Genomic DNA, 15,711 nt, shown 5'->3' with positions numbered 1-15,711 from the left:
ACAAGGGGACACCGGAGTAGCCGTGTGCGGTGAAAATCGCAAGCACGGTTTCGGATGGGAGGGAGAGGTTAGTAATAACTTCTCTCGACCCTACCTTCTGAAATTGTCCTATAATTACGTTAGTGAGTTGAACGTAAATATGCTGGTATTTGAAGCAAAGTTGGAAGGAACAAACGAACAGTATGGAAAGCTGGATGAAGCTATCCGTACTGCACGATTTGTCCGTAACAGTTGCGTCAGATACTGGATGGACAATCGTGATATTGGCAGATACGAGTTGAGCGCTTATTGTGCCGTTCTTGCAAAAGAATTTGAATGGGCAGACAATCTCAACTCTATGGCTCGTCAAGCTAGTGCGGAACGAGCGTGGTCTGCAATATCTCGTTTCTACGACAACTGCAAAAAGAAAATACCAGGGAAAAAGGGATATCCGCGTTTTAAGAAAGAACAAACACATGGGTCTGTTGAATACAAAACCAGTGGCTGGAAACTTTCTGAAGATAGGCGATGTATCACTTTTTCTGATGGATTTGAAGCGGGAACCTTCAAAATGTGGGGAACCCGCGATTTGCACTTCTACCAATTGAAGCAGATTAAGCGTGTCCGTGTTGTTCGTCGTGCAGATGGCTATTATTGTCAATTCTGCATTAATGAAGAACGTTTGGAGAAACGAGAACCGACTGCTCACAATATCGGGATCGATGTTGGGCTTAACCACTTCTACACCGATTCTGACGGTAACACCGTTGCCAATCCGCGTCACCTCCGTAAAAGCGAGAAGTCTTTGAAACGACTTCAAGGCCGTATGTCCAAGACCAAGAAAGGGTCGAAAAACAGAGCCAATTTTAGAAATAAACTTGCACGTAAACACCTCAAGGTAAGTCGCCAGCGTAAAGATTTTGCTATTAAGACAGCAAGATGCGTAGTGATGTCTAACGACCTCGTGGCGTATGAGGACTTGAAGGTGCGAAACATGATAAGGAATCGACACTTTGCTAAATCGATTTCTGACGCAGCGTGGACTCAATTCCGAGAATGGGTTGAATATTTCGCATGTGTTTTTGGCGTGGTCACAGTTGCTGTCCCACCCCACTATACCTCCCAAAACTGTTCTAATTGTGGGAAAGTCGTTAAGAAAACTCTTAGCACCAGAACACATAATTGTCAGCATTGCGGTTATACCCAAGACAGGGATTGGAACGCTGCACGAAACATACTAGAAAAGGCACTACGTACGGCGGGTCACGTCGTAACTAACGCCTCTGGAGAGACTGACCAATACTTGGGTGATGCAAATCCTCCAAGCAAGTCAACTCGTGGAAAGAGGAAGCCCAAGAAGTGATTCTTGGAATCACCGCCCTTTTTGGGCGGTGAGGATGTCAACTTATGGAAGTATTATATTCGCTCTTGTGTTACAGTTTTACAAATAAGAAGCCGTAGATAGGTTAACTCTACTATTTCTGATGGTTCAATGAGTGCATTTTTGAGGCACAGAAAATTGATAAATCTAGTTTTACTCAAGGTTTGAGATATGCGAGGTGTATTAGCCTTTATAAGCAATACTTTGTCTAAGATGCTCGCTTAAGACAGCGCCCGTCCTGCCATAACCGATAAGCGAGCAAAGCGCCCGCACTATATAAATGCAACTCTATCAAAGGGTGGTTGAAAAAAAGTAAAGAAAATAATGTCAGTATGAGTGTTTAGACTCACACTAACATTATTCTTAAATGGGATCGGAATTTATTAAAATGCCGGCACTTCGCTTAGTTCCTCATCGCTATCGCTGGAAATATTTTCTTCTAGCAATTCTTGTGCGAAGTCGGGAGTTTCTTCTTTTGTAGATTCAAATTGCACTAATTCCTGGATTGTTTTTCCAGTTGAGATGAACCCTCTAATTACGAGGCTAGCAACTTTTTCTTTGTAGCCTTCTCGTTCGTTGACTTGTAAGTCGATGTATCCGGTAGCTATGCCTTGGGAGTTTCCCCCGGAACATTTGATGTCTACGGCTGGGATACCTTTGGCACGGTAGGAAATTTCATCTATTACCGCCCCATCTTTACCCCGATAGCTAAATTCAGCTATTCCGTAAGTGATTAAACTACCCAATAAGTCGTGGGACTCATTGACGCTTTTGATTACTACTGTTGCGTTGGTTTCAATCATGATGTTGTAAAACAATTCACTAAACGAACAATGCCCCAACCGATTGTTCTGGGCTGGGGACTTGACGAAGATATTTTTAGTAATTTGCGTTAGCAATGCTTGCGGTTTGTTTTTCTTCTTTATAGGATTTATCCTCGTTCTTTGGAGAACCTAATAATTCGATTGTTTGAACCGTTACTATTGGTTTAGACCGCATTGCACCTGAATTTTTGTCTGTCCACCTATCGAATCCAAATTCACCTACTATAGCGATTTGTGTTCCCTTTTTAACGTAATTTGCAATTACCTCGGCGGTTGAACCCCAGGCGATAAGGTCGAACCATAATGCATTTTCACTTTTGTAAGGAGGTCTAACTGCAACCGAGATACTTGCTTTTACCGAGCCACTTTCAAAATAACGGATTTCCGGGTCTTGACCGCAGCGTCCGACAATTGTGATGCGATTGAGATACTCGCTCATAAAATTTGTTGAATTTCCTAATACTTCAAATCCTTTTTGCGTAAGCACCTGTCTTGTTTGTGGTTGTTTGCGACTGGATGGGGGATATCCACAATTTTTCTAATATCTGGCTATTGGTAGAAAAGTTATAGATACGGGAAATATATATGTATCGATTTATTAATTATTTATGGAAACATTTAAATTGGAAGTAGATATAGCACGCTCTTTTAAATCAAGATTTATCAAATGTAAGTTAGTCTTGCTTGCTCTAATGTGGATGCAATATGATGAAGACCAACACGGAGATGGAAGTGCTAATTACTCGTCGCCTTTATTTGTAGACAATTCCGAATGGTGGGATAGAAATGGTGGTTCCGATGTCGAACATTTTAGAAAGGTATCTAATACAGCTCGAATTGGTGCTTGGGATGAGGTGATGTCACTTTGTTTGGTAGACCTTCTTTCTCCCAACCCAACTTGCTTGCATGATGCTTCTTATTCTGCTCTTGTGGCAATTCTCATGCATCTTGTAGATAATGAGCTTGAGGGAAGATTTATCAACTCTACCGACCAATATTTTGCTCGCAAGATCGCTTATCAAAGCTTAAAAACTTTGGGTGAGAAATATTTTATTGGCACAGATAGTTTTTCTCTAACTGGAATTGAGGACGGAGATCCTTTGATGTGGGGGTTGGCGCTACATTATCTTGCGCTTGAGGTTGTAGCTATAGGTGATTTTGGTATGGCGAATAGCGATATAGATGAAGAGGGAATTGAAGATTTCCTAGACAATATGGATGATGTTGAAAGGGCTGAGTTTAACATTGAACTTGGGTTTCTGCCAGATGGTTATTTTCAGGTCTTGCCCTATGTTGAAAAATGGACTGACCGGACCGCAGTTTTATCAAGATTAATCCATAGGATAGTGTATTACATATTTGTTGGGCATGGGTATGATGCTAATTGCCTTAACGAGATAATGTTAATTCCGTTTAATTCTCGCGTCCCCACTACTTTTCAATCGTTGTTGGTTGCTGCTGTTTATCGGGTTGGTTATTTTATAACTAATAGGGGTGTTGAGGAATGGCAGGAAAGTAGAAACTGGTTTTTATGGGAGGCTTTTTCTAATTTATTACCCTTCTATAACAGGGGTAGAAAAGATGCTGCGGAATTGTAGGAAAAAATCAGGTTGGTTTAACCAATCCTGATAATACTTTGCTTGATTTATAGTTGCACAACTAGAACTGCATGATAGCTGTTGGTTGTTTAAAAAAGTGATAATTGGGGATTATTTTCCTCTGTAGATTGATTGTTGAAGAGGGGTTTTTGCTTAAGCTTTTTACCCCATTCGTTGCTTGCACCCTTTACCACATAAGCGCGGATATCGGTGGCGAGAGTTTCATAATCATGCTGAATTTGTTTGTAATTGATTGGCGTTATACCAATACTTTCCCAAAGTTTATCGTAATCATAATTTGGAAATGGTTTGTGTTTGGAGAGAGTAGCATGTGAAGCCCAAAAATATACGTTTGTCCACTCCCAAGATAGTGGAACTTCAAAAGTAATTGGCATCATTACAGCAAGCACTTCGCTTGGCGTAGCAAGTTTCCCTACCTCACCTTTATCTACCTCCTCTAGGATTGTATCTAGTCTATCGATTGCGATTGCTTGCCACACCCAGTTGGGAATAGCATCCTTCCATTCTCGCCCACCAGTGATTGTGGGACCAGCTAGATATTTAATTAATTGTGCATCCACCTCTGCTAGTTCTAACAAACAGGCGAATACCTTTCTATCCATCCCCATGCTGGCTAGAATCTTAAGCATTTTTTGAATGTTAGGAGTTAGTATTTTTTCTCTTTTTGATTTACTATTTTTGATTGTTTGTTCAATATCAAACAGGCTTTGTTGTTGCATTTTAACCTCCATATAAAAAGCCGTCAGCTAATTATTACTAGCTGGCGGCTGCCTTCATCTTTTGGGGATTTTTTTAGCGCAAGAGTAGGTTATCCCATACGTTTCTAGGTGATACGTGACATTGAAATTGTTCTCTTGCTGTCGTAAAGAAAGCGAGCAATCCCGTCTTTTTAGTCTTTTCCCACCATCTTGTCTCTAAGTAGGTGAGTAATAAAGCTTGAGTTGATTTATCCTGTTTACTTGTCCAATTACTCACTTCTAGGGCTGTAATTACATTTTTGGGAGGTACTTGCAGTTGGTCGAGTATGCTTTCTGGTATGGAATTTAACAGACTGTGGAATGCGATCGCACGACCAGGACTGCCTAAACAAAGTTCGAGTATGTCTTGATGGAGGTAGATTTTATGGTTTTCCAGAATAGTTTTTAGTTCATCAATAGGTAGTTGAGCAAATGGAATTATTTGACACCTACTTTTTATGGTAGGCAGTATATTCTGGGCTTGGGATGTAATGAGGATAAATATTCCTTTTCCTGGTGTCTCTAAGATTTTAAGTAAGGCGTTGGCGGCGTTTAGCGTGATCCTGTCGCAGTCGTGGATAATTACTATTTTGCGATCGCCTTCAATGGGAGAGGTTGAAAGGAAGGCGATCGTTTCCCGTATTTGTTCTACTCCGATAGTAGAATTGTCTTCTTGCGGACGCACTTCCAGCATATCTGTGGTGCTACAGATGTAGTCAGCAAATAGTCGGGCAGTTTTGGTTTTACCTACCCCTTCGACGGTGCTGGTAAATAGGTAGGCGCTTGAAATTTGATTTTGGGCAATCGCATTATTTAAGATTAGTTTTGCGGTATGCTGCCCGACTATCTCGTTAAAGAGGTTGTTCATAGGGTGCAGATTTTGATGATGGTGGGGGTGAAGTTGTCAATGCCAGACTTGAGTTCACCTTCAAGTTGGATTAGTGCTACGAGTATTTGTTTGAGTTTAACGACGCTTACAGCTTCGACTTCTTTTTTGAGGAAGTACAGCCTTTTGGGGTTGCTGAGTTCGGCGAGTGTTGAGATTTTATTGTCGGGCAGTTTTTCTTCTACCCCAGCTTTCGTAATTAACCAAGTGCGGAAGTAACTTATGAGGGTGGCGACTATTTTAAGAGGGTGTTCGTCCTCAACTAGTAGGCGGTGGAGTATTTGCCCTGCTGTATCGGCTCTACTATTTTTAATGGCGTGGGCGAGTTCGGTACAACTGATATTGTTGTTGCTTATAAGTGACTGAACATCTCCTAACTCCAATTTTTCCCCCTGAGCGTAGATAGCAAGTTTGGTTAATTCGCTATCGAGCCGTGCAGTATTGTTTCCAATTGCCTCCACTAGATAGGTAGTGGCGGCGGGGACAAGCTCTAAGGAATGGGTTTTTACTGCTGCTTGAATTAGTTTTTCTATTCCTTGTTTATCCCAACTCGGAATGAGAGGAAATTCTTCAACTTCGGCGTGTTTGAGTAGTGCTTTGACGACTTTGCTTCTACTATCAGGTTTCCAAAGTGAGGTAATTAACAGTAGGTTTGGAGTAGGTACTTTGTCAAGATTTTTTAAGAGTGAGGAAATTATTTCATCCGAACATTTATTGAATATTGTCCCATCTCTAATGTGGACAATCTTTCCACCTGCCCCCAAGGGAACTGTCATTACCTCTGTTATCGCCTGGGGTATTGCTGCTGCTTTGTTATCAACTCGAATTATAGGATTCCCTTGTTGCCAACCGATTGTATATCAACTTTACTTTGGTTGACATCTTGAACTGAATTTATAACTTGCTGAGTACCGTGGTATTTGCGCCAGCCGTCTAACTCGTTTAGATATTGCAACAACGCAGATGAACCAGCTACCTGATATAGCGAGATGGCTGATTCCCACTCCCGAAAATTTGCTTTTTTATCGTTGAGAATTTTGATAATGGCACTGGGAAGTTTGTATCGAGTGCCAGTATCTAAATCAATGTGCGGTGTGGTTTCTAGAAGTAGTTCCTGTTCGGATAGGGGTACACCACCATCTTTAAGATTTATCTCGTTTAGTTGGGCAGTTATACCCTCAAGAGGTAGGGTTTGTTGGGTTATACCGGCGACTAATATTTTCTGTTTAGTCTTCCTAGATTTGACAACTACAGGGTTTTTGGGAGTGGGTATTAAGTAGCTTTGTGGAAGTTCAAGTGATAGCTGTTCTTTGAGTCGGTAGGGTAAGGTTTGTTTTTGGGCTGGGATAATCTCGTAGGAGAAATTGGCTGTTTGTCTGGGGTCGCCAAACTTTCGGAGTTTGATTCTTACCTTGTAAGATATACTTCCTTGAATGAGTGTATGACTGTCAATAACTGTAGGTATACTATGTTCCCACCATACAATTTCAACAACTCGGTCGCCGTCTAATGAGTCATAGACATTGGTTAATCTGGCGTAGGGCTTTCCTTCAAGGAAGTTATTTAACCACTTGCGTTGATTTTTGTTGAGCAGTGATAATTTTTTAGCCATTGTCAGAAAAGAGTCAATTGTTTAGCACTGTTTAGCATTTGAGGGTTTGCAATTTGCAGGATTTCTACTCGTTTTTGGGCGAGTAATTTGATGTAATACTGTGATGAATACTTTTGTAAACTGTTGATGTCTGTTACACCCAGAATGCTGTAATAATAAGTCACTACATCTCCGGGTTTTCCGAGTTTGAGAAGTTCTTTTTCACCCTCTTTAATTCTACGAGTAATGCACAAGTTTTCTTTTGGATATTCCCTTGATGAAATATGGGATGAAATGTGGGCGTAATACTCTTCTGCTGCTGATATATCTTGGATTAGGAGAGTTAAATACTGAATGGAAAACTCTTTCTCTAGTTGCGAGCGATCGCGATTGCGCCAGTTCCCCTTGGTAATGATTTTCCCATCCGGAAGCCATAAAAGGTAGTTTTTGGTTCCTCTTTCCGGGATAAACATCGCCGAAGCGATAAACTCTAGTTTGACGGTTATCCCTTCAGGCAGTTGAGATTGAAGCAAACTATGTATCTCTTCTGGGTTGGGGTGGGTGAAAAATACCCCGTCAGTGTCAACTTCCACGGGAGTACCCCCTTCATAAGTGATAATTTCAATCATGAGTTTGAGTACCCTTCTGCTGTAGGCTGTCACCAAAGCCGCAGCCTCCATATCGTTGAAGGCGAGTTCAGATGTGCCGAAGAAGCCAAACTCGGAGTTAGCTAGAACTTTGACAGATTCTCTCTTCTCCTTGGCAGCAATATTTCCAGTAGATGCAAGTTGTTCCAGTCTAGATTTTTCATTCACCAAATATTGCAGGATACTTAGCCCGATACGTTTTGTATCTTTAATTGAGCAAATACCCTTGTCTAGCATTGCCCAAGGGTGCATTGAGCTAATATCTGCGTATCCGACCTTTCTATACAGTCCAGGGATAGAGTAAGCCATGCCTCCCTGGAACTTGTACTTGCGATCGGGTTTTGGTTTTATCCCTTGGTAGTGATGCTCAAATATTCGCTCCCACTTGGTACCATTACCAGCTAGTGCTAACTGTTGGAGGTTCATTCCCGGTACGATCGGCGCTTCATAATAGTATGAGGGTACGAGCCTGTTAGCAATTAACTGGGTGTCTTCGAGGTCGTAGATAAGATACTCTTTTAAACGTTTCCACCCCCTACTGTTTAGACCATCTTTCCAACAAGCTAAAATTTCCTCATAGGAAAGAACCAGTCTGGTGTTTTGGCGCAGTCCCATGTCCAACACAACCTTTTTGAGCGACCTTCCGTTGGTTAGCTTTTTGGTGACAAAATCCCACCTGAGAACGCAGATATAAACGTCTACGTGCTGGCTATTTTTGACAAATACCTCCCGAATTTTTAGCGGTTCGCCGCGTACCTTGGCAGTTCGGATAGCCCGAGGTTTGGATGCAATTTTAAATGGGTGTTTTATGCCATGCAGGTTGGATCTAGTGATAATGAATGGAATGTCAAATTCCATCCCGTTGTAGGTGAAAATTACATCTGGATTTTTCTTCTTTAGGTGATTGAAAAAGTCTGTGATAGTTTGTGCTTCTGAAATATTCATAAAAACAGTAGGATATCCCATTTCATCCATACACCCGATGGCATAAATGCGATTTTCAATTGGGTCTATACCTGCTGTTTCAATATCGACAAATAACTGTGAAAGTTCCTGGTATGGCTTGAGTTGTACTTGCGGTTGCCAGGGTTTAATTGGAGTGGGGTCTTTCCAATAGATGTCTAGTTTGTCTTCATCGACAATGATTATACCCCTAGACTTTTTGACAAAATCCCTGTGGTTATAACTCATTAATTAGAGAATTTTATAATTGTGATAAAATATTTTTCGCGTTCAGGATATATTGCGATGCTTGTGGGTATTGACTGTTGAAACCTCTTTTAATTGTCAAAACTAAAAGAGGTTTCAACTTATGCTATGCTTGTTGGCTGTTGTTCAGGTATGCTTGAAATCGTTGGACTATGGCTTTGATTTCTTGTGCAGCTAGGACAGCAGCGAAAGTATCATTTGCTAGTTCTTGGTTAATAAACATCCCATGTTCATTTTTAGGACTTTCTTCGATTTGTCCTCCCGCATCATTTTCAATTTGTTCTCCTAATTCTTCCAAAGTTTTTAATTGTTGCTGAAATAGTTTGCGATATTCCATGTATTTTACAAAGAATTGTAAGTTGTATAATATTAAAAGCGTTAGCTATAGCTGCGGTTTTATTTTAACTAATAACTAACTCTCCCTAATAAGGGAGAGCTGCTATTCTAAGCTTGTTGCAGTTGTGTTTGTTGCAGTTTTTGAATGACTTCCACCCACACTAAGGCTTTCTTTCCATTAATGGGTGTAAGCTTTTGCCAGTGTTCTTGTAACTGTGTCTGCGATAAGTGGGGTAACTGTTCCTTTGCCCAGTTAATTGCGTCTTGGGCAGTTTTCCAATCCTTCCAGGGTTGAGTTTGGGAACTACTCTTTGTGGTTTGAACTATCTCGATAATGGTAGCTTCCATCCACAAGTGCGCGTTTTCATCTCGCATGAGATTTTGACGTGCCATCAGGAGTGCGATCGCACTGTGGATGTGGTTAACGCTCCACGATTTGGAGATTGTTGTAAGGGAATTCCAGGTTTCCTCTTCCAGTTGGGTAATATTTCTGCCATCGGGGTTGGTTTTGCACACAAGCAGGTCTTTTAGAAAGCTGACAAGGCTTGTGTGAACAGTGATTGGGTGCTTGCCGCATTCAATCCAATCTTGGAGAATGCCTAAATTACCTGTAATTTCTCTAAGAGTGATATTTTCAAAGAAAGTGACTAAATCGTATTCGGGGATGATACCCGATAGTTCCCATACCCAATTGGGAGTGATTTCCTCTTCTCCCAGCAAGGTTAGTTGGTCTAAAAGTTTGAGTGAGTCGCGCAAGTGTCCCTTGTTTGCTTTGGCGACGGCTGTTAATGCTAGCGGATTGATATTTATACCTTCCTGGTGGGCAACTTTTTCTAGGTAATTTACAACTAATGAGAGGGTAACCCTTCTAAAATCGAACTTTTGGCAGCGGGAGGTAATAGTTTCTGGGACTTTGTGTACCTCGGTGGTACAGAAGATGAACACAACATGGACTGGTGGTTGTTCTAATGTTTTGAGTAATGCTTGCCACGATTGGTGGGAAAGGGCATGACATTCATCTATAATTAGGATTTTGTATTTACCCTCGATTGGTTTAAGTTGAAGGTTGGATACTATCTCGCGGATGTTATCTACACCAGAGTGGCTGGCGGCATCAAGTTCGGTTACATCGAGAGATGAGGAATGGGAAATAGTCTGACAAGAATTGCACTCGCCACAGGGTTCAGTTGTTGGTTCTTCTGTTGATTGACAGTTGAGAGATTTGGCGAGAATGCGCGCTGTACTCGTTTTACCCGTACCCTTGGGACCGGTAAATACATAGGCTGGGGCAGTCTTTTTGAGCAAGATCGCATTATTCAGGGTGCGTACAATATGTTCTTGTCCAACTATTTGTGAAAGTTGCTGGGGGCGATATTTGAGATGCAGTGGTGTGTACATATTTGAGAAAATCAAATTTTCTAAATGGATTTGTGTATAGCCAGTAAAAATGCTGGCTATATTTGTTGGTCTATAAGGCTGCTGTTTCTACTGGTTTTGCTTCCTGCTTGTTGCGCTTGCGGGATTTTGACTTGCTGGTGCTAGCTGTATCAGACGGGGATGTTTCTGCTATGTTGGTTGTTTCATTAGATACCTCTTGTTCGGAAATATCTACTGTTTCAGTTTCTGGTTTTGAAGTGGTGGCAAGATTTTCTGGTTTATCGAAATCCTGCACGTCTACGGGCATAATTAGTGTTAATTGGTCGAGCAATCCACCTACAGGAGAAATGATGACTGGTTGGAGGGGTTTGTTAAATCTGAATAGGATTTCATCGGTTGAAATGTGTTTGAGTGCTTCTTGTAGATAGCTACTGTTTACCCCAATACCGATGTTTTCCCCTATACTGGTTTGGGTTTTCATAAGTAAAGAATCTACCGCATCGCCAATATCAGTATTACCCGTCATTAATGTTGCTTGTTGATCGTTCACCTCCCACAGGATTTTGACAATCTTGTGTTTTTTCTCTGCGAAATGGCTGATTCTTTTGAGAATAATTTCCATACCCTTGCGCTCTACAATTAGCTCGTTAGCAAAGCTTCTAGGTATAAGGTTGTTAATACGAGGAAATTCTCCTTCTAACAACCTGGATGTCAGTTCGGCATTTGGCAAGATAAACTGGATGGTGTTGTTTGCAACTTTGAGCGTACAACTGTTATTTTCGGCTGTTGTCGCCAAGATTTTTCCCAACTCGGTGAGGCTTCTTCTAGGGACTGTGAATGATAGTGGTTCGTAGTTTCGCTCCAGCTTGGAAGATACAAACGCAAGGCGGTGTCCGTCGGTGCTGGCGCAACTCCAATTTTCTCCTTGTAACTGAAAATGTACACCTGTGAGGATGAGTTTGGTTTCGTCTGCGCTGCTACAATACAGACAAGCTTCCAGGGCAGCTTGTAGCTTCTTGCTAGGAATGCTGATTTCGGTAGGGTTTTCTGTTTCTGGGATGCTTGGAAAATCTTCGGGATTTCCTCCTATAATGCGACATTTTCCCGTGCTGTGGCTGATAACACAGGCGCGATCGCTTACTTCAATATCCAGTTCGCCGCTTCCTAGATTGTTAACTGTATCGACTAGTAATTTGGCGTTTAAGGCAACTACACCTGAGCGTATAATATTAGTTATCGCTGTAGTTTTGATACTTACATTCAGGTCAGTACCAATGACGGTAAGTCTGCCCGAATCCGAGGCTTCGATTAACAGGCTTCCGAGTATAGGGTCTATTGGTTTTGTGGATATGCCGTTTTTGGCTGTTTCTAAGAGTTCCGCCAGTACAGATTGAGTAATTATTAGTTTCATGGTGTATTTTGCCTGGGCATGATTTGTGAAGGTGCTAGCGTGTTAACTAGCACCCTTGAAGTTTTACAAATGGTTAGTAAGGCAATTTGTCTAATTCGGATGAATTAGCTGGTGAGATTCCCACTGTTTCTACTGCACCTGGTAGTAGTAAATTATTTAAATTATCTAGACCTGGAATTGCCATAGGTTTGTTGGGTTCGAGGGATTCCCATACGTAATTCTTAACGTCGGCTTTAAACCCTACGAAGTAGTTTTGCCATGTTTCTAGGGTTGGGGTTTCGTGTTCGACTACCTTGCAAGCAAAACTTTTTTGTTTGGTTCCAGCTTGTTCTCTAGCTGTTTTGAAGCAAAAGATTCCTAGAGAATAAAATAGGGTATTTTTTTGTTTGGCTGGGATACCATTAATAATTGAATGGCAAGTATTTAATTCTTTGCAGAATTCTTGCCAATGAGTGGCAAAGGATGCTTGATTTGCGCCCATTGCCTTATAAGTTAGGGGAATTTGGTGCAGGGGTTGATTATTTTTGTCTAGCAGGAAGACTTGAAAATACTGTAGGTTGCCAATATTTTCGTCTTCTTTCATTTCAAGAGTGTACTTTCCTAAAATTATTGTTGACGAGTTTGGTTCTTGGGATTGCTTTCTATCAAATCCCAACACTGGCGATTTGGGACACACCAACATTCTGGGATTTTGGATAAGAATACCCTTTTCTTCAGCACCGCTAGACTCAAATGTGTAGGTTATGAGTTGCTTGTCGTCAAAGTCCATCCAACCAGCATTTGCCATTTGGTCTACACTTATGAAATATCCGCAGGTTTGTGAGGTAGTACCGCGAAGTGCTTGGATGCGAGGGAGTCGTGCATTTGGGTCTAAAAACTCAGGCGAACAAAATTCATCTTTTTCTGTTACTTGAGGAATTGTTGTTGAATGAGTTTCGGCAGTATTATTTTTTGTTTGAGTTTCATTTAAATTGGCTTGACTTTTAGCCATACTTATCCTTTTTGAACTAGTTCATATACCCTGTGCATTTGCATATGCCGTGATAAAAAAATAAAGTTGCCTGTTATAAACAAGTAACTTTAAAGTGAATCTTGGAAGTATTATTTAAGTAATATCTTCTAAGCCGTATGAATATTATCCTGATAAATACTCATTTTTAGTTTTAATAAGTTTGTGATATGTTTTTTCTAAATTCATGATTAATTCTTGAAGAACTAACGTGGTTTCAGTAGTGAAAGTTAGACTCACTGTCGTGCCAATTGAATTATGTATTGCGACTGTTTGTTCATCTGGACTACCGTACACTGTGACGCTACTTTCTTTTCCAGGAATAAATCTGTAGGATGTGATTGTCTGAATTGTCATTTTACTTCTTGGTTATTTTGATTTTTTTTGCAACAATTGGTTGACTAAATTGGTGATATTACTTAGCTTTAAACTAGCTAGTTTGCACTTGCTTACAGCATCTTCTAACTTCTAACTCTTGCTATTCAAGTATTTTGTAGCTAATGTGCTTCTCCCATATGGGGAATAGGTATGTTATATACCTATTCCTATTTTCGTCAACCTGCCAGTATACAATGCGTTTGTAATACATTAAGGCTTGTATATTTTGATGATGCGGGTGGCTACGTTTGTGGGGTTATTTGATTGCAAAAAGGCATCTTTAGGTAGAGACTCATCATATAAATTCCAATTTTCTAGCCATTCTTTAAAATCCTTATATTTCTTGTTGAAGAATACCGACTCTGGAACTATTGCTATTAGGATTCCTCCTGAATGAATTAACTTCCACGCATGGTAAATATGTTCAATTAATTGAGAGAAGGGAGGGTTCATAATGATATGAGAGTAGGAATTTTCGGCTGTATAACCTAGAAAATCTCTACCTACTAAGTTAAACCCTTTCAATTCGAGGATGCTACGTAGAGTTGGGTTAATCTCTACTACTTCTAAATTGGCTTGAGGATATTTCTTGAGTATGGATTCGGCAATGCAGCCAGAGCCAGCGCTGGGTTCAAGTATGCGAGAGTTTTCATTAATTTCTGCTAACTGAATTAAGCGATCGCAAACAAAAGGCGGGCTGGGGAAGAAGTCTCCAGACTTCATTCCAATGATTTTTAACTCCAGCCGATTTAGCTCTTGTTGAGTAGTATCAACCTCATCAGGTTTAACAACTTTCTGAATTTCAGCTATCGCAGACATAATCTCGCCTGCGGTGCAAATACTTGCACGCTTGAGAGATTTTATCCTATCTTGATAATATTCATTGGAGAGAATTTCTTCTACCTCTTCGAGAGTCCTTGCTGTTTGAGAGATTTTGTACAGGGCTTCTGCTTGGGACTTTTGGGAGATGCCCCGCAGCACTTCGGGGGTATTTCCCACAAACCACATTTGGGCTATAGCAAGTAACCAAGATTGGATTGTTTGTAGTTCTACTCCTTCGGCGATAATTGATTGAGCGATTGTTTTGCGGCGTTTGGTTGCCCGCTGTTTGTTTATGGCAGGATTAAGCTTGTTGTCAATTGATTGTTGCATCGAGGTGGCAAGTTCTTGCAGTTTCGCTGCTTGCTTCGGGTTGGGAGTGTTGAGATTGAAGGTGTAGATTTCGCCGGGGGTTGTATGTTCTGGGATTATTTTGAAGAGCGATAGTTGCATTTTCTTGTAGATCCTTGAGCGCGCATTTGACAATGAGTGATTCTTCTGTACCCCAGACTTTTATTTCCCAAGGAGTATTTAGGCGTTCACTTGAGCGAATTACAGCTTTAGTGCATTTGTCCTTACGGGTTATCCATACAAGGAAGCTTTCGGCTTTTTCCTTAGAGTTAAACCCAAAGTAGGTAGTTTTTCTTACTCCCGTAGGACTGGTAATGGTGGCGACTCGCGGAGATAAAATGTTAAATGTCCAACCATCGGGGGTAAGTTCAACTTTTTTGACTTTAATTTTTGAGGAGTTCATAATTCAATTTCAGGAATTGCATCTAGATATTCTTTAGTTGTAATTTCCCTATTCATCCACTTGTGATGGATAATTTCTAAACTTTCTTGCTCAACTTGTTGTTGAATTTCCTCTACCGCAAACTGTGTAATAATAGACAACAGTCTTTCCTTGAAAACTAGGTGTTTTACTTCTGAATAGGTGAATTGGTAAACATTGGCTGTGTTGACGAACAAGTAGATTAGGTTAATTTTATCCGCTGGTAATTGGGTTTTTTCATAGAGTAAGAATAATCTTAGTTGAGTATGAAATGAATTCTCTAACGACTGAAAAGTTGATGGTTTTTGGATAGTCCAGTCCAGTCCAATTACCTGTTGATCCTGATAGATGATTAAGTCATAATTAGCGTGGACTAACTGTGACTTGTAGAGATACTGCGCTTCGGCATTCCATTGTTTGTTACCAGGAATTTCTAGAAATGGTAGCAGCACTTCTACCCACTTGCCTAATTGAGGATATGCCTTTAAGAATGGCTCTACAGGTAGTCCTAGCCCAATCTGCTGCATGATGATGTGAAACTCGCCACCAAGTTTTTCACCTTGGCTAATTGGTGATTTACGTATGGTGTTTTTGCCTGAACTTTTACTTTCACATTCAAGCTTTTCTAACAGACTTGGATTAAATCTGTCCATAATAAAAATCTGTCCTAAGAAATACTCAGAACAGATATGTGTTAACTGTTGTGGTTGTTTTTATTTAGACAATGTGATATTTA

Annotated in this window: 15 protein-coding genes; 2 read left to right on the top strand and 13 right to left on the bottom strand. The window is 40.7% G+C overall.

Features of this window, described 5'->3' with window-relative positions:
• The first annotated feature begins 139 nt into the window (after window positions 1–139).
• Entirely contained in the window at window positions 140–1,342 is a 1,203-nt protein-coding gene (locus PI95_RS22970) for an RNA-guided endonuclease InsQ/TnpB family protein (protein WP_039741718.1), read from the top strand.
• Between the two features lie 401 nt (window positions 1,343–1,743).
• Here the strand turns inward: PI95_RS22970 and PI95_RS22965 are convergent, their stop codons facing one another.
• On the bottom strand, window positions 1,744–2,163 hold the full coding sequence (locus PI95_RS22965) for a hypothetical protein (RefSeq protein WP_039741465.1): 420 nt from the start codon (window positions 2,161–2,163) through the stop codon (window positions 1,744–1,746).
• A 76-nt stretch (window positions 2,164–2,239) separates the two neighbouring features.
• Window positions 2,240–2,623: a single-stranded DNA-binding protein gene (ssb, locus tag PI95_RS22960; protein WP_029631159.1), complete on the bottom strand. Its 384-nt coding sequence runs from the start codon at window positions 2,621–2,623 to the stop codon at window positions 2,240–2,242.
• A gap of 169 nt (window positions 2,624–2,792) precedes the next feature.
• Between ssb and PI95_RS22955 the strand changes: the two genes are divergently transcribed.
• Entirely contained in the window at window positions 2,793–3,782 is a 990-nt protein-coding gene (locus tag PI95_RS22955) for a hypothetical protein (protein WP_039741462.1), read from the top strand.
• Between the two features lie 89 nt (window positions 3,783–3,871).
• Here PI95_RS22955 and PI95_RS22950 read toward each other — a convergent pair whose 3' ends face one another.
• The 11 genes from PI95_RS22950 to PI95_RS22900 form a co-directional block, all read right to left on the bottom strand.
• Window positions 3,872–4,522, bottom strand: a complete 651-nt coding sequence (locus tag PI95_RS22950; protein WP_039741714.1) for a hypothetical protein — start codon at window positions 4,520–4,522, stop codon at window positions 3,872–3,874.
• Window positions 4,523–4,595: 73 nt separating this feature from the next.
• Entirely contained in the window at window positions 4,596–5,408 is an 813-nt protein-coding gene (locus PI95_RS22945) for a DNA polymerase III delta subunit-related protein (protein ID WP_039741460.1), read from the bottom strand.
• Window positions 5,405–6,253 carry a DNA polymerase III subunit delta gene (gene holA / locus PI95_RS22940; RefSeq protein ID WP_373695715.1) on the bottom strand — a complete coding sequence of 283 codons (849 nt, stop codon included), beginning with the start codon at window positions 6,251–6,253 and terminating at the stop codon, window positions 5,405–5,407. Before holA ends, PI95_RS22945 begins: the two co-directional genes overlap by 4 nt.
• Window positions 6,253–7,038: a hypothetical protein gene (locus tag PI95_RS22935; protein ID WP_039741458.1), complete on the bottom strand. Its 786-nt coding sequence runs from the start codon at window positions 7,036–7,038 to the stop codon at window positions 6,253–6,255. The genes holA and PI95_RS22935 overlap by 1 nt, the downstream gene beginning before the upstream one ends.
• A gap of 2 nt (window positions 7,039–7,040) precedes the next feature.
• Window positions 7,041–8,855 carry a ribonuclease H-like domain-containing protein gene (locus tag PI95_RS22930; RefSeq protein ID WP_039741456.1) on the bottom strand — a complete coding sequence of 605 codons (1,815 nt, stop codon included), beginning with the start codon at window positions 8,853–8,855 and terminating at the stop codon, window positions 7,041–7,043.
• A gap of 124 nt (window positions 8,856–8,979) precedes the next feature.
• Window positions 8,980–9,210, bottom strand: coding sequence for a hypothetical protein (locus tag PI95_RS22925; RefSeq protein WP_039741453.1), 231 nt, complete (start codon window positions 9,208–9,210; stop codon window positions 8,980–8,982).
• A gap of 107 nt (window positions 9,211–9,317) precedes the next feature.
• A complete protein-coding gene (dnaX, locus tag PI95_RS22920) occupies window positions 9,318–10,607 on the bottom strand; it encodes a DNA polymerase III subunit gamma/tau (protein ID WP_039741451.1) in 1,290 nt (429 codons plus the stop codon).
• A 70-nt stretch (window positions 10,608–10,677) separates the two neighbouring features.
• Window positions 10,678–11,997: a DNA polymerase III subunit beta gene (dnaN, locus tag PI95_RS22915; protein ID WP_039741448.1), complete on the bottom strand. Its 1,320-nt coding sequence runs from the start codon at window positions 11,995–11,997 to the stop codon at window positions 10,678–10,680.
• A gap of 73 nt (window positions 11,998–12,070) precedes the next feature.
• Entirely contained in the window at window positions 12,071–12,988 is a 918-nt protein-coding gene (locus PI95_RS22910; protein WP_052324844.1) for a DUF5895 domain-containing protein, read from the bottom strand.
• A 606-nt stretch (window positions 12,989–13,594) separates the two neighbouring features.
• Window positions 13,595–14,656 (bottom strand): methyltransferase, encoded by a 1,062-nt coding sequence (locus tag PI95_RS22905; RefSeq protein WP_039741444.1) that lies wholly within the window; start codon window positions 14,654–14,656, stop codon window positions 13,595–13,597.
• Window positions 14,657–14,953: 297 nt separating this feature from the next.
• Complete coding sequence (locus tag PI95_RS22900; RefSeq protein ID WP_039741442.1) at window positions 14,954–15,628, bottom strand: hypothetical protein; 675 nt, start codon at window positions 15,626–15,628, stop codon at window positions 14,954–14,956.
• Window positions 15,629–15,711 lie beyond the last annotated feature (83 nt).

It is taken from the genome of Hassallia byssoidea VB512170 (genome assembly GCF_000817785.2).
Classification (GTDB): Bacteria; Cyanobacteriota; Cyanobacteriia; order Cyanobacteriales; family Nostocaceae; genus Hassallia; species Hassallia carrinoi.
Note: the sequence above shows the minus strand (reverse complement) of the source record. Positions and strands in the feature narration are given on the sequence as shown.

Excerpts from the sequence above, each read along its gene's own strand:
- PI95_RS22970 (WP_039741718.1), top strand. The coding sequence starts at position 140 with ATGCTGGTATTTGAAGCAAAGTTGGAAGGAACAAACGAACAGTATGGA.
- PI95_RS22965 (WP_039741465.1), bottom strand. The coding sequence starts at position 2,163 with ATGATTGAAACCAACGCAACAGTAGTAATCAAAAGCGTCAATGAGTCC.
- ssb (WP_029631159.1), bottom strand. The coding sequence starts at position 2,623 with ATGAGCGAGTATCTCAATCGCATCACAATTGTCGGACGCTGCGGTCAA.
- PI95_RS22955 (WP_039741462.1), top strand. The coding sequence starts at position 2,793 with ATGGAAACATTTAAATTGGAAGTAGATATAGCACGCTCTTTTAAATCA.
- PI95_RS22950 (WP_039741714.1), bottom strand. The coding sequence starts at position 4,522 with ATGCAACAACAAAGCCTGTTTGATATTGAACAAACAATCAAAAATAGT.
- PI95_RS22945 (WP_039741460.1), bottom strand. The coding sequence starts at position 5,408 with ATGAACAACCTCTTTAACGAGATAGTCGGGCAGCATACCGCAAAACTA.
- PI95_RS22935 (WP_039741458.1), bottom strand. The coding sequence starts at position 7,038 with ATGGCTAAAAAATTATCACTGCTCAACAAAAATCAACGCAAGTGGTTA.
- PI95_RS22930 (WP_039741456.1), bottom strand. The coding sequence starts at position 8,855 with ATGAGTTATAACCACAGGGATTTTGTCAAAAAGTCTAGGGGTATAATC.
- PI95_RS22925 (WP_039741453.1), bottom strand. The coding sequence starts at position 9,210 with ATGGAATATCGCAAACTATTTCAGCAACAATTAAAAACTTTGGAAGAA.
- dnaX (WP_039741451.1), bottom strand. The coding sequence starts at position 10,607 with ATGTACACACCACTGCATCTCAAATATCGCCCCCAGCAACTTTCACAA.
- dnaN (WP_039741448.1), bottom strand. The coding sequence starts at position 11,997 with ATGAAACTAATAATTACTCAATCTGTACTGGCGGAACTCTTAGAAACA.
- PI95_RS22910 (WP_052324844.1), bottom strand. The coding sequence starts at position 12,988 with ATGGCTAAAAGTCAAGCCAATTTAAATGAAACTCAAACAAAAAATAAT.
- PI95_RS22905 (WP_039741444.1), bottom strand. The coding sequence starts at position 14,656 with ATGCAACTATCGCTCTTCAAAATAATCCCAGAACATACAACCCCCGGC.
- PI95_RS22900 (WP_039741442.1), bottom strand. The coding sequence starts at position 15,628 with ATGGACAGATTTAATCCAAGTCTGTTAGAAAAGCTTGAATGTGAAAGT.